Here is a 14,040-nt window from a genome sequence, read left to right on the forward strand (position 1 = left end):
ATCATGCTCCAGCTTCAAATCAATAACCGTGTTGCACTCAGCTTCTGCAACCGCCCTCCTTTCGGAGAATCCAAAGATTGTTGAGGGATCAGAACTTGCGGAGGTTGAAGCTCGACTCCGCCTAGCGTTGCTCTCAGACTCCGGTATTGGAAGCGTTAGATTCCAACAGCTAAAAATAGCGAAACTTAAGCTGACCCGCTCTCGTCCTAGGGGCTCAGTTGATGAAGCTCGTTGCCGTGTTCTTTCCACCATAGTTGAAGCGGCCAAACAGACGCAGTTGGATCTGCCAGCGAGGTCGATGGCAATACCAAGGGGATTGCTCGCACTGATGGCTACACAACCTTCCGCCAAATTGTGGGGAATCATCAGATGCGTAATCAACAATTTAGAATATCTGCTAACAGATCGAGGGTCTGTACCAGCGGCTGTGCTGAGCGCACAGTTTTTACGTCAAATGGTAGATGGTCCATCTGATCTTCTTAAGCCGAATGACCTATCTAGGTACGTGAATATAACAGGGTCACTGTCTGAAATGGCGCGGTCTAACCGACACGTTCAATGGGAGGCTGGAGCCGCGGCACTGTCGGTAGCTAAACGAACTGGCAATCTGGACTTGGCTCATCGTGCTCAAGATGTATTTACCGAACTTTGTACCCTACATCCTACTTGGCCGCTTCCGAGAATCGGTATAGCGCGAGTGAAAGACTACCTAGATGGCCTTTCCGGTGGCGAAACATCATATACCACAGTCAGTTGGCGTGAGGCAGCTATCCTAGCCTTGAATTCCCCAATCTACGCACGATCAAATTTGGGTGGCCGTAACGAGGTATTCGCTGTTGCTGACGCTCGCGGATTTCTTTCTGAAACGTTCGTCTTCAAGCGGACTACGAAAGAAAAGGCAGACCACGAGGCGACGATGTTGACCTCGCTACGAAAAGTGATCGCTTCTCGTGGAGATACGAGTCTGTTTGAAGTGCCTCGTTCGCTCGCTATTGTAGAGGTTCCCTCTGAAGACGAGCGGCGATGGGTGCACGTATCTCAGCGAGCAGCGGGACGATTAGTGAGCGAGCTTTCTGCGGAAGAGGCCTTGGCCGTACTAGAGCCGATCACAGACCTCCTCGCTATCTTTCATAGCGTTGCAGGAACTCCTCCGATAGGTAAATCAGCATGGCGACCATTAAAAGACTACCTCAAGATGTGGTCGAGGAGTCTCTTCGAGCAAGAACATGCTGACAGCTTTGTTGACTCCCTGCGTAAACTTTTTCCTGGAGAGCTGCCGCTGGTTAGAAAACGAGACGGTCATGCATCAAACTGGATAGTTGACCCAGCTGGGCGAATCGTAGCCATTGATCTTGAGTCCAGCGAGTTCATACCGATTGGATACGATGTTGTCCAACTAATAGAGGATAATGCGCTTGTACAAGCGAACCTGGACGGCTGGCGCATGCGAATTGCGCTTATGGAAAGATATTTTAGCCGAATGGGCCACACAATTAGTGAATCAGACTTAATTGTCGCATACGGGTGGTTCGCTATCACTCGTGCCCTGCGACTAGGGACTGAAAAAGAGGCAGGAAAGCACCTGCGACGTCACGCGCGGGAGCTATGCGGTCTGATCTCAGAGTGCTGCACTGACTTAATTCAAAATTTGGCACGGGAACTGCTTCAGGCTCTCTCCCGCATAGAACAGAATGAAGCAAATGAATCCGTGCCTAGCCACGACCATCGTCGATTGAGCAAGACAATGGCCTATCAACTCCGCCATTCCGGCCCGAGCAACGGAATACCCGTGGATAACACAGGGTTTGCGAGCATGGAGGATTTAGCTCGCTCACTAAAAGTGGATTCGAGTCATTTACTCGCTATTGCCGAACATCCCGGCGAGCCAAGATTCGAAGTAAGAGACGGTCGCATCAGAGCTCTTTACGGGCATACACTGGATGTTGTTATCGAGGCCGGTATCAAATTGGGAGCACCAACTGCTTTGTATCACGGGTCTAGCTGGTCCGTACTCGATAGGATCGTGAGGGACGGAGTAATCCCGATGGAGCGGCGTATGGTGCATTTGACAAATGTCGCTGAGGAGGCCATGGCGGTAGGTGAGCGCAAGGGCGCTCCGGTTGTCCTTGCGATAGAACAAAGCAATGATGAAACGCCCGTCGCTGAAGGCATCTGGGTGTCAGCGCATGTTTTGCCACATCGCCTGTCCATAATTAATCCTTTTATTGAGGAAGCTGGTGCGTCTCGCTAAATATCAGCAGCCTTTTCCATAGATGAAACTAGAAACTTCCGCCTTCTTCTAGCAGTTTACGAGCTTGCTATCTTCTCCTTGCTGAGGAGAAGGAAAAACGGGGCCCCAGAATCTAATCTGCTCTGGGCGCCTTCTAGCTTGGATCTTGACTGTCCGCTTCTGGCCGGTTTCTGCCTGTCGGTACCCTCGGTCTCGGGGGGCGTTCAGTTAGGCATCGATACTTTGAATGGTACGGTACTGTAAAACTAGCGATACCATTACCGTAACTGAGGTTTAAGTGATCAATCGACACGAACTCGCCGGTTGGGCGACTCGCGTTAACAGCAAGCGATTCAATGCCAAATTAGAATAGCCGCTTACATCGACTTGACCGAAATAACCTCCACAAACTTGAATTTTTTTCTAGCCGTCTTTTTAGCTTCTTGCTCCGCAACTAGGGTGCTCAGCGTATCGACCTCATGTACTTCCTCGTGCATTTTGCCTTCAAACTCATTTCCCACCCGCAGCGTGACTCTCAGCCTGGGCGTAAAGGCTTTTGACGTTTTCTTTTTCTTCGCTGCCTTTATCGGTTGCACGGTCACGACATCCGGAACGGTGTCTTGCACGTGTGAGTTAATTGCCGGTGCAGGGGACTTAGACTCACCGAACAGCGCCCGGCGCATCTCTTCTTCCGTCAACTCTGTATTCATATCATTTCTCAGAAGGGTCTTATGTACAGTCTGACCGATTCTATCAGTGTGGCCGGACTCGGCGGTAAATCGTCGTTGGGTCAGACCTGATGCGATAGAGGGCCACCAGATACCTGCGAGCATCAGCGTCTGGCCGGCCTTCATTCGGATGCATATTTTATTGATACTGCATGCTTGTGTTGTCACTGCTTCGCATTTACGCTTTGTCCGTCGCGGTCAGTCCCGTGGCCGGGTGTCAGAACCTGAATTGTTCGAGGCGCATGGCGCCATAGCCAGCAATTAAGTGCTTACAGAGGCTTAGCTGCTGCTTTTCTATGGCGGTCCGTGCGGGGCAGGCTTCGGCCTGGCCGGTTCCCTCGGACGCCGGTTTCTGACCCCCGTACGGTCCGCCACCCATTTCGTGTCAGAACGGCTGGGTGGATGGTTCCTTAACTGTCCGAGGAGATAAGGAAAATGTCCTGTCCCCCTTTTAAGCTCGTGCGCCGCCCTAGCCGTTTGTTTCGTATTGCAAACTATCTCGGAGGATTCCGCGATGTTTGATCTCTCGCTTCTAATTAGCCTCCCCAAACCAAGCACCATCGATACTGCATCGCTTACCCCTGAAGATGCCGCGATTAAACTACGGCAGGCTGCCACTCTTCGGCTTAATGGAGCACAGAGTATTCTGCTTCATTTTCCGCAGGACGTTGAACTGGCTGTAGAGCTGCTGGATGACGCTGCAGTGTTGTTCGACAAGGCGTTTCGATATCTGACGGGTATGCCAGCTCAACGAGTTCATCAACAGATTGGTGAGTACTTCTCTGTCCCATCCGCTGACGGCTGTCCTGGTATTCGAACGCCCTGGGGCAATGAATTCGGCCCAATGATTGAGGACGGCGTTCGTTGTGCTGAGACCTGGCTCGATGGCTCATCACTACCGTTATGGTGGGCTCTGGCGCAGAATCGAAAACGTCATCGCCCGGGAGATCCCCAAGAAGCATTTGAAGCAGGTTTTCTGCTGCGATTGCAGCAGACGCTGATCATGCGACGTGAGGCAGTCACTGCCCAATCAACCAGCATCGATGCCTGAGTTTGTAATTGACGTTTGAGACTTTGCTTTTCCCGCCAAACCCTCCGATTAAGCGATCTTTGATCGCGCCGGTCGGAGGGTTTACTCGCTTTTTTCGAAGCCACTTCGTTCCACCATCTCATTTTGAATTTCAATTAGCGTCACGCCCTCGTTTACCCATCAGAAATTACTTTTCGAGTGCCGCTCCAGTGTAAGAACGGATCTTGCCGTGGTCATGGCTAGAGAAGTGGCGACACCGGCGACACCGGCGACAACGCAAGTAGAACGTGGCCTGGAGCATGGCGACAAAAGTGGCGACAGTCGCCACTTTTTGCACGCCTTGCCCTTGATGCTTGACCGTCTTTTCGAGTGGGTATAACAATTGGCGCACGGATCGCTGTCGTTGACAGCACCAGCCCAGGTAGCCAGAACCTTCAAGGCTACGCCACTTGCGTGGTGGTTCTACCGAAGTGCGATTAGCGTCCGGCGGCTCGCACGGTCACTCCACAAGAGTGATGGATGCCCACTCGACTGATCTGCCCACTGCGGCCGACGATGGACCTTCCTCGCTGCACTGCAGCCACCTCACCTCTCGGCACACTTCATTGCGCCAGACTGCGCCCGTCTCTTTCTCCGGGAAAGAGACGGGCGCTCGTACCACTGCTGCAAGCCACGTCGTACAGGGCATTGCCGCAACTCTCCTCGTGACAATCGACCTGACAAATCCGATTCGTCGCCATCCGCAACGACACAGGCACCGGTGCCGCAGCCCATGGAAAGGCTGCATCTGACTGACAGTCAGGCATGCCCCAGGTGTCCATGTCGTTGCCTTCTCCTACTCCAGATCTCCAGGTGCCGAACTCGTCAGTCGGCACAGCCTCTACCCGCCCGCATCTTCGGATGCGACTAAGGAGGCCAGATTCATGGGGTTATGCCCTCGCTCCCGGTTGTAAGGAGCCGTTCGTTCCGCGTCAGTGAGCACCTCACAGGCCGCAGGGGCCTTGATCCCTGATAACACTCAACAACCGTGGCGGGACTACGTGAGGACAACCAGCAATGAACGAGGAGAGGGCCATGCAGCAGTTAGATCCGAAGCTTGAACTACCACAACCACCTCGACCGTTGATTGAGTCGAATCCCTTAGCCCAGCCTTATCCGGTGCAGGCACTGGGTGGGGTTCTTGGGCCTGCGGTAGAGCGAATGGCCGACGTCATCGGCGTGCCCCAGGCACTGGCCGCGCAATCAGTGTTGGCTGCCTCGGCGCTGGCCACTCAAGGTCATGCGGGCTTACAGCTCGACGGGAGAAATTATCCCCTGTCGCTGTACCTGATCACGGTGGCCGCGTCAGGTGATCGCAAGACCGCCGCAGACCGATGTGCATTGCTGCCGGCACGGCAATGGGAGCGTGAACAGTGGCAGCGCTATCGCGAACAACTTGCCCGGTACCGTGCCGCACAGCGACAGGCGCAGCGTATCAAGCCTGGCGATCCTGAGCCCGCAAACGGAATGTCGCTCGAAGCGGAGCCCTCAGCCCCTAGACTGATCACCACCGACCCGACTATCGAGGCCCTGATCAAGGGGCTCTGTCATGACCTGCCTAGCATGGGTCTGTTCTGTGATGAGGGTGGACAATTCCTCGGCAGCAGCACCATGAGTCGGGATAACCGGTTGAAAGCGGTCACGACCTTGTCGTCACTCTGGGATGGCAGCCCGATAGATCGCGCGCGTTCCATGGTTGGTGAAAGCTTGCGAGCCTATGACCGACGCTTGAGCCTGCACCTGATGCTGCAACCGTATTTGGCCATGCAGTTACTCTGTGATCCGTTGCTGCAGGGGCAAGGCATTCTAGGGCGCTGCTTGATGACCTGGCCCACCAGTCTAGCCGGGCAACGTAGCTACCAGGCTGTCGACTTGTCCAAAGACGCTGCCCTCAAGCGCTATCATCATCGCCTTTCGGCTCTGTTTTATCAGCCTTGGTCACTTTCCGCTGACGGAGCCTTGCAACTGTCAAAGCTGAGCCTCAGTCCGCTGGCGCGTCGTCGCTGGATTGATTTGCATGATGCTATCGAAGCTCAACTGGGTGAGTTTGGCGAGCTGGCCAGCGTGCGGCCCAGCGGTTCGAAGGCCGCCGACAACCTTTTGCGCGTCGCCGGCATTTTGGCCGTTGTGGAGGAGAGCAGTGTCGTGGAGGTCGACCATATCCAGCGGGCCTCGGCCTTAGTTGGCTACTACCTCACCGAGATCCAGCGCCTGACCGAGCAGGAGCCGGTGTGCAGGGTAAAAGAAGAGGCGGACCGGCTGTTGCGCTGGCTGCAGGTCAAGGAGTGGACGCGCTTCAGTATTCGAGATCTGAATCGCAACGGTCCCCGCTTTGCCCGCAAGAGCAGTCGTCATGCTGCCAAGCTGTTGGTCGAGTTGATTGATCATCAGTGGCTGATCACCGACGGGCAGACCTTCGAGGTGCGTCATGTTCAATCTTGATGAAGCGTTGCGTAACCATCTGGCTCAGCGCCAAAAGGAGCCGAAAGCGCAGTTTGTCGCCGCTACTGTCGCCACTTTGTCGCCGCCCTCAAAGCCAGGCAGGACAAGGGGTGTCGCCGATGTCGCCGGTGTCGCCACCACCCATAAAGCTATTGCCTCGACGACAGTCATCATTCAGTGGTTGAAAGAAGAGGGCGCGCATCTCTACGTCATCAATAACACGCTGTGTTTTCGCCCGACTGATTGGTCCCAGTTCGCCGTCGTGAGTGCGAACTGGAGAGCCCTTTTGCATGAGCTCGCTGCAGTCGATCAGGAACAGAAAAATGGCTCGCGTCGGTAAGCGAGCGGGGCGCAATTTCGGCTTCGGTCGCCAGCTCAGCTATGCCGGGCCGCAAGCACTGAAAGATCTGTTTGGCGATGGCCATTTTGCGACCGTCAAAGCCCATAGTGATCGCTGGCAGGCGTTCGTGCGTTGGTGTCGATCCGATGAAGGACCGAGGGTCAACGACGCGCGCCAGATAGACCGCGACATCCTCATGCGGTACGCCGTTCACGTGCGGGAGCAGGTTGATCAGGGCAACGTCGGCATTGCCACCGCGCAGAACCGACTGTCCAGCGTGAACCGAACGATGGCCGCGCTGCGCGGTGATCAGTACGTCAAAATCCCCAGTCCGAGCAAGGCGATTGGCTTGCAGCGCTCAGGTGTGCGTAGTGAGGCCCCGCAAGGCCAAGACCGTGTCCAGGTCGAGTTGATCGCACAGGCGTTGTCAGAGCGAGGCCAGCAATCGAGGGTGAGTGCCATTGTGCTCCTTGCTCGGGAGACCGGCATGCGTCTGCGTGAAGCGATCTTGGCGGACTTGCCCCGGCTGCAACGTGAGGCTCGGCAACTGGGCAAGATCAATATCCAGGACGGCACCAAAGGCGGTCGATCAGGCGCATCGGCACCGCGTTGGATTGCGGTCACGGATCAAGTTCGTGGCGCCCTCGACAGGGCCAGCGAGGCTTCACCCAAGGGCAGTCGGAATCTGTTAACACCTGATGAAAGCTACAAAGATTTCCTACAGACAATCGTGCGACCGGCACGGGACATCCTGCATGAACATGGATTGAAAGGCTTTCATGAACTAAGGGCGGCTTACGCCTGTGAGCGCTATGAGCAACTGACCAGCTTCTCCGCGCCCATCAATGGCGGTCGTTGTCATCGAGAGGATCGAGCACTCGATCAGCGTGCACGCCAGCAGATCAGCCACGAATTGGGGCATAACCGCATCGACGTGGTGAGTGCCTACATCGGAGGTCGTCGATGAAGTCCGAGTTCGATATGGCGTTGTTTTTGAGCCCTCTGCTTAAAGGTGCGCATGCCACGCGGCAGCGGCACATCAGGCAAGCAGAAAGGATGCACGAGGCGATTCGTGAACGCTGGGGTTGCGCGACTCCCTGGTCTTGGAGGGAAAAACACGTGAGATGGTTTCTGGAGCACTATTTGCGATGCTCAGCTCCAGCTACCGTCTACTATTACGAGTTAACAACAGCTCTAATTCGTAGGCGGCGTGAAAGTATTAAAGCTGACATTCAGCTCAATTTGGATAAGTGCTCACCAAGCTGTGGCATCCCGCAACCTAAATGGTCGACTTCAAGCTAAGCCTATCAGGAAGCTCTGCGGACGCTCTTCACTGGGCAAGAAGCTAAGAGGCCGTAGTTTTATACGGCTCTGATATTTCCTGTTTCAAGCCCGTCAAGATGATCGGCGTACCACTGCATCATCGTCGTACGTTGCTCCAGGTACTGAGCCTTGTTATAGATCCCTCGGACACCTGTCGGCTTGTGACTGAGCTGGGCTTCAATGTGGTCCGCTGGAAAACCGTGCTCGTTGAGTACGGTGCTTGCAATATGACGGAAGCCATGTCCGGTCTGTCGTCCTTCGTAACCAAGGCGCCTTAGCGCCATCAGAAAAACGGTATCGCTGCGAGGCTTGGTTCGATCACTTCGACCAGGGAACAGCAATGGGTACGCTCCCGTGATTTTCCGTAGTTCAGTAAGAGCGCTTAGTGCCTGCTTGCAGAGTGGTACAAGGTGTTCACGCCCTTTTTTACGGCCTTTGCGTTCAACGGGGATGGTCCAAAGCCGTTTGTCAAAGTCGAACTCAGCCCAGTATGCCTCTCGAAGCTCGCTGGGGCGGACAGCCATGAGAGTAAGCAGTTGGAGGCCAAGCTGGACATCCCTGGCGTGTGGGTATGATCGTATTGCTCTGAGCAGTGCGGGAAGTTCTTCCAGGGAGACATGGGCGTAGTTCTCGACCTTTCCCGATGACAGAAATTTATGAACCCCCTCTAAGGGGTTGTTCATCGCCCTGCCGGTTACGCGAGCCAGGTCGTAGATGTCTTTGCAGTAAGCCCTCACGCGACTCATCTGCTCGAGGATTCCCTGACGTTCGAGCCCTCTCAAAAGCTCCATCCATTCCATCGACATGATGGAGACATAAGGACGTTTTCCGACAAGAGGGAACACGTGGCGTTCCAAGGCTCCAAGGACTCTTTTTGCTGTGCCGCTATCCCAGCCAGCCAAGCGAGACGTATGCCATTCACGAGCCAAGGCTTCAAAGGTTTCGTTTGTTGCTGCTATCTCCGCAGCTTTTCTAGCTTTCTTAGCGGCTATCGGATTTTTGCCTTCTGCTGCATCCGATCTCAATTCGGCAGCTTTTTGCCGAGCAAGGGCGCCGCTGACTTCTGGGTAACCGCCAAGCCCGAGCCACGACCATTTGCCGTCGGGCTTCTTATAGCGCAACTCCCACGATTTCTGCCCGTTAGGCTTTACTCTGAAATACAGCCCCGAGCTGTCTAGCTCACGGTAGGCCCCCGCTTCGGGAGCGAGATTGACTAGTGCGGTATCGGAGAGAGGACGGCGTTTAATATCGCTGCGTTTCATCCGTGTATGCCTCCAGTTCAATTTTTATTGAAGCATACATGGAGGCATACAAGATGTGAAGGATGTAGGTGGATCAGCTTGGACATCCAGATACAAGAAAGCCCGCACGAGGCGGGCTTCTTGAGGTGATTTATAGACATCCTTGGATCTCTATAAATCGGTACTTGGTGGCTACACAGGGACTTGAACCCCGGACCCCAGCATTATGAATGCTATGCTCTAACCAACTGAGCTATGTAGCCAAGTGGCGCGCATTATTCGCGTAGAACGGAAATGCGTCAAGCGTTTTTGTTGAATTTTTATCTACGCTTTCAACTGTTTAACCGAAAAGCGCTGCGACGGCGACGAATGGCGAGGCGGGTGCAGGCTTTATAGCGTTGCAGATCCAAGGGGCGCGCGGGCTTGCTCGCCATAGCGCCGTCCCAGCCTGTACCTCCACCCATTGAACAGCAAGCCTGCTCCTCCATTGGGCTTTCGGTGATTTCCAGAGCGCGTTCTTGGCGATGGTGGTGTACGCACAGGAATCGGTACCAGGCAATGTGGGGGTGATCGCGGGGGGGCTTTGGGCTGCTGGCGATTTTTTTGCCACGCGCGGAAAAGGCCTGGATCGGTTGGGCAGATATCCCTGCCGCCCAACGGTTTCCAGCTAGGCTGGCTTACGGGTGCAGTGGGTTGTGGGTGACGCGCTTGAGTTGTTCACGCGCCCGTGACAAGCGTGAGCGCACCGTGCCAATGGGGATGTCCAGGGCGTCGGCAGTGTCCTGGTAGCTGCCGTCGGTCTCCAGTGAGGCGTACAACGTTTTGCGCATCTCCGCCGGCAGGTGCTTGATGGCGATCAGGGTTTTTTCCAGCCGGCGGTTGATCTCGAACTCCCAATCCAGGTTGTGGTTTTCCTCTTGGCCATGCCACAGCGCTTCATCGAATTCGCAATGCACCGGTTTGGCGTACAGGCGCCGAAAGTGGTTGCGAATCAAGTTCTGGGCGATTCCGCACATCCAGGTGCTGAGGGTGGCCTGGCCGCTGAAGCGGTCCCTGTTGCGCCAGGCTTCCAGGTAGGTGAGTTGCAGAATGTCGTCTGCGTCTTCGGGGTTGAGCACACGCTTGTGGATAAAACGTCGGAGTTTTTTCTGATGGTCGTCCGTCAGGTGGAGCATGAATTGAGGCGAGCCGCTGACAAAGTGAGCTAAAGCACCAATAGGGATATCCATGATTTTTTCCTCAGGGTAGACGCTATCGAAATGGTTTCGACGGAAAGCCCTTTAGCACTGCCTGTGCCAAGCGGAAAAAACACATAACTTATTGATTTATATAAATAAATATTCTGAAATCAGCCTGCTTTGCGCAAGGCTTTGCAAAAAGGCGTTTGAGTCCGTGCCGGTCTTTTCAAAAAGCGGGTCAAGAGGGGTTTCAATGGAACCGTAACGGGATTGTTTGCCACACAAGCACACACTTCCTGTCCTGGCACGCCCATGAAAGTCGAATCCCTCCCTGATGTGCAGAAGCTCCAAGGCCTGGATCAATCCGCCCCTGCTAGCGCCACCCGCCCCCAAACGCCTGCCGTGTCATCAGATGTCGACGCTCTCGCCAACCTCTTCAGTCAGGAAGTGGTGTCTAACAGCAAGGCCCTGAGTCAGCGTTCAATGGGCGTTCGAGTCACCCCGTTGGAGCAACTGTCCCAGCTTTATGACCAGTTGGGGCATCCGGCCCAGGCTACCCTGGCCTCGGTTTCTCGACGTGTCAGGCTGCAATTGCTGCAGCAACCCAGTGTCAGCAAGCTGCTGGAACTCACCGGAAACGATCCGGCGCGTACCTACGTGGTACTCCAGCAGATAACGGCCCAGGCAGAAGCCGAGGTGCGCAAGACCGAAGCGGCATTGGCACGTGATGCCCTGGCCAGGCTGGAGATGCGCTACAAGCGAGAGATCCAGGCCGGCCTGAACATCGCCATGGCCTTGCAGGCGGCCAGTGATGACCCCCAGGAACGCCAGGCGGTGCGCGCGTTGTACTACGCCAGCGTGGTGGTGCGCCAATCCCTGGCGAGCATGATGCAGTCCCTGTTGGGCGTGTACGGCGGAGAGCAGTTCGCGACCGGGCTCAACGTGATGCGCCGCGCTCTGGCGGACGATATCGCGGCCTGTACTTCGTCGGTTCCGACGGCGCAGTTGCGCACGCTGCTGCAGGGGCTGCAAAGCTGTGGTCAATTGAGCGGGGTGTTGTGCAACTGCCAGTCGTTGATCCTGCGCCTGAAGGTCGAACATGACGCCGTGGTGCTGCTGCAGCGCCTGTTGGGGTATGCCGCAAATGGTATCGCCGCCTCTGAAGTCCAGCGCCTGGCGGAGGCATTGGTGGGGGAGGCGTCGAGTGGCAAGTTGGCCTCGCTGAACGCGCTCTACCCGATGCTCAAGGGGTTGCCATCAGTCCTGTGGCGCGATAGCCGTGGGCGCCAGGAAGGCCTGCATAACTTTTTGCTGGTGATGGATGAACTCACCCGCCTGGAACAACTGCCGCCGCGACTTGGCGATGACGCGAGGGCCAAGGAGTGACGGCGCTGACGTCCCTCAACCGCGTGCTGCTCAAGGTGGCCCAGCGTGCCGAAGTGTTGGGTGCGGTGGTGGTCCTGGCCATCGTGTTCATGTTTATCGTGCCGCTGCCCACCTGGCTGGTGGACATCCTGATTGCGCTTAATATCTGTATCGCCTGCCTGTTGATCGTGCTCGCACTGTACCTGCCTGGGCCGTTGGCGTTTTCCTCGTTTCCATCGATTCTGCTCCTGACCACCATGTTTCGCCTGGCGCTGTCGATCGCCACCACACGCCTGATCCTGCTGGAGCAGGACGCGGGCGACATCGTAGAGGCCTTCGGCAATTTCGTGGTCGGCGGCAACCTGGCGGTGGGGCTGGTGATCTTCATGATCCTCACCATCGTCAACTTCCTGGTGATCACCAAGGGCTCGGAACGGGTGGCCGAGGTGGCCGCGCGCTTCAGCCTGGACGCGATGCCCGGTAAGCAAATGTCCATCGACAGTGACCTGCGCGCTGGCCTGATCGATGGCGCGCAGGCCCGTGACAAACGTGAGCAGCTGTCCCGTGAAAGCCAGTTGTTCGGCGCCATGGACGGGGCAATGAAGTTCGTCAAAGGCGATGCGATTGCCGGCTTGGTGATCGTGGTGATCAACCTGCTGGGCGGCTTTTCCACCGGGATGTTCCAGCACGGCATGAGCGCCGCCGATTCCATGGCGCTGTATTCGGTGCTGACCATCGGCGACGGCCTGATCGCGCAGATCCCCGCGCTGCTGATCTCCTTGACTGCCGGCATGATCATCACCCGTGTCGCCCCGGACGGACGCCGGGGCGTGACCAACATGGGCGCCGAAATCGCCCGGCAGATGACCAGCGAACCCAAGAGCTGGATGATCGCGTCGGTGGGCATGCTGGCATTTGCCGCATTGCCGGGGATGCCGACGGTGACGTTCATCGTCATCTCTTTGATGACTGGGGCGCTTGGCTACTACCTGGCGTACGAGCGTAAAAAACAGGAGCAGCAAGAGGGCTCGGATGGCGACGCCATCGCACCGGAGCAAAACGGTGAGGAGGACCTGCGTTCGTTTGACCCGTCGCGGCCCTACCTGCTGCAGTTCCCTGCTGCGCTCAACGGTAGCCGCCTGGCAGTGGAGTTGATGCAAAGCATTCGCCAGACCCGCAATGGGCTTGTCGCCAACCTGGGCTTGACCCTACCCCCCTTTGAAGTCGAGTTTTCTACGGTGCTGGCTGAGGATGAGCTGCGCTTTTGCGTACATGAGGTACCTGTGCTCAGGGCCACTCTGGGGCCGTGGCTGGCGGTGGAATATGCCGCGCTCAGCGAGGTGCCGCATGACGGTGTACGCGGGCAGGTAGCACGGGAAGAAGAGGAGTGGGTGTGGCTGGCAACGGATCATCCGCTGCTCACCGATGAGCATCTGGAGCGGGTCACCGCGCAGAACTTGATCCTGGAGCGCATGGAGCGCGCAATGATGCTCAGCGGGCCCCAGTTTCTTGGGGTACAGGAGAGCAAGTCGGTCCTTAGTTGGCTGGAAATAAGCCAGCCGGAACTGGTGCAGGAGTTGCAACGCATCATGCCGTTGTCGCGCTTTTCGGCGGTGTTGCAGCGCCTTGCCAGTGAAGGCGTACCGCTGCGGGCTGTGCGTTTGATTGTCGAGTCGCTGGTCGAGTACGGCCAGCATGAGCGCGAGCCGGATGCCCTGGCCGACTATGCGCGCATTGCCCTCAAGTCACAGATATTCCATCAGTACAGCGAAGCCGACGGCCTGCATGCCTGGCTGCTGTCGCCCCAGACCGAGAACATCCTGCGTGAGGCGCTGCGTCAGACCCAGACCGGGGTGTTTTTTGCCCTCGACAATGATAGCAGCGCGGTGCTGATCAGCCTGCTCAAGCAAGCCTTCCCCATGCGCTTCAAGCGCAAGCGCGTGTTGCTGGTCGCGCAGGACCTGCGCAGCCCTCTGCGGACCCTATTGTTGGAGGAGTTCAATCATGTGCCGGTGCTGTCCTTCGCCGAGTTGGGGAGTGCCTCGAAGGTCAAGGTGCTGGGGCGTTTCGATCTCGCCGGCGATGGTCAACTGCATGAGGCGGTGGCATGAGGCAGTGGCATGA

Annotated in this window: 10 protein-coding genes, 1 tRNA gene and 2 pseudogenes; 9 read left to right on the forward strand and 4 right to left on the reverse strand. The window is 56.4% G+C overall.

Features of this window, described 5'->3' with window-relative positions; all coding sequences use genetic code 11:
• The first annotated feature begins 697 nt into the window (after positions 1–697).
• Positions 698–2,251 carry an RNA 2'-phosphotransferase gene (locus ACODSV_RS15000; protein WP_178094269.1) on the forward strand — a complete coding sequence of 518 codons (1,554 nt, stop codon included), beginning with the start codon at positions 698–700 and terminating at the stop codon, positions 2,249–2,251.
• Between the two features lie 356 nt (positions 2,252–2,607).
• On the opposite strand, the gene ACODSV_RS15005 is transcribed toward ACODSV_RS15000, so the two are convergent.
• Positions 2,608–2,940: a hypothetical protein gene (locus ACODSV_RS15005; RefSeq protein ID WP_060765856.1), complete on the reverse strand. Its 333-nt coding sequence runs from the start codon at positions 2,938–2,940 to the stop codon at positions 2,608–2,610.
• Between the two features lie 532 nt (positions 2,941–3,472).
• On the opposite strand from ACODSV_RS15005, the gene ACODSV_RS15010 reads away from it, so the two are divergent.
• The 5 genes and pseudogenes from ACODSV_RS15010 to ACODSV_RS15030 all read left to right on the forward strand — a co-directional run.
• Positions 3,473–4,009: a LasR-specific antiactivator QslA gene (locus tag ACODSV_RS15010; protein WP_060765842.1), complete on the forward strand. Its 537-nt coding sequence runs from the start codon at positions 3,473–3,475 to the stop codon at positions 4,007–4,009.
• Positions 4,010–5,062: 1,053 nt separating this feature from the next.
• Complete coding sequence (locus tag ACODSV_RS15015) at positions 5,063–6,469, forward strand: YfjI family protein (RefSeq protein ID WP_060765843.1); 1,407 nt, start codon at positions 5,063–5,065, stop codon at positions 6,467–6,469.
• The gene (locus tag ACODSV_RS15020; RefSeq protein WP_060765844.1) at positions 6,456–6,809 is read left to right on the forward strand and encodes a hypothetical protein; all 354 of its coding nucleotides are present in this window, start codon (positions 6,456–6,458) and stop codon (positions 6,807–6,809) included. The genes ACODSV_RS15015 and ACODSV_RS15020 overlap by 14 nt, the downstream gene beginning before the upstream one ends.
• The gene (locus ACODSV_RS15025; protein ID WP_060765845.1) at positions 6,793–7,776 is read left to right on the forward strand and encodes an integrase domain-containing protein; all 984 of its coding nucleotides are present in this window, start codon (positions 6,793–6,795) and stop codon (positions 7,774–7,776) included. Before ACODSV_RS15020 ends, ACODSV_RS15025 begins: the two co-directional genes overlap by 17 nt.
• A pseudogene (locus tag ACODSV_RS15030) lies at positions 7,773–8,021 on the forward strand (hypothetical protein); the annotation flags it as partial. The gene ACODSV_RS15025 and the pseudogene ACODSV_RS15030, both read left to right, overlap by 4 nt.
• A gap of 149 nt (positions 8,022–8,170) precedes the next feature.
• Here the strand turns inward: ACODSV_RS15030 and ACODSV_RS15035 are convergent.
• Positions 8,171–9,394, reverse strand: coding sequence for a tyrosine-type recombinase/integrase (locus ACODSV_RS15035; RefSeq protein ID WP_060765846.1), 1,224 nt, complete (start codon positions 9,392–9,394; stop codon positions 8,171–8,173).
• Positions 9,395–9,559: 165 nt separating this feature from the next.
• A tRNA-Met gene (locus ACODSV_RS15040) sits at positions 9,560–9,636 on the reverse strand.
• Between the two features lie 246 nt (positions 9,637–9,882).
• On the opposite strand from ACODSV_RS15040, the pseudogene ACODSV_RS15045 reads away from it, so the two are divergent.
• Positions 9,883–10,011: pseudogene (locus ACODSV_RS15045) on the forward strand (MFS transporter); the annotation flags it as partial.
• Between the two features lie 39 nt (positions 10,012–10,050).
• Here the strand turns inward: ACODSV_RS15045 and ACODSV_RS15050 are convergent.
• Positions 10,051–10,602 (reverse strand): RNA polymerase sigma factor, encoded by a 552-nt coding sequence (locus ACODSV_RS15050; RefSeq protein ID WP_024073270.1) that lies wholly within the window; start codon positions 10,600–10,602, stop codon positions 10,051–10,053.
• Between the two features lie 261 nt (positions 10,603–10,863).
• Between ACODSV_RS15050 and sctW the strand changes: the two genes are divergently transcribed.
• Positions 10,864–11,937: a type III secretion system gatekeeper subunit SctW gene (gene sctW, locus ACODSV_RS15055; protein WP_150054894.1), complete on the forward strand. Its 1,074-nt coding sequence runs from the start codon at positions 10,864–10,866 to the stop codon at positions 11,935–11,937.
• Positions 11,934–14,027 (forward strand): type III secretion system export apparatus subunit SctV, encoded by a 2,094-nt coding sequence (sctV, locus tag ACODSV_RS15060; RefSeq protein WP_150054895.1) that lies wholly within the window; start codon positions 11,934–11,936, stop codon positions 14,025–14,027. The genes sctW and sctV overlap by 4 nt, the downstream gene beginning before the upstream one ends.
• The last annotated feature ends 13 nt before the right edge of the window (positions 14,028–14,040 follow it).

The sequence above is a fragment of the Pseudomonas sp. FG86 genome (genome assembly GCF_057808775.1).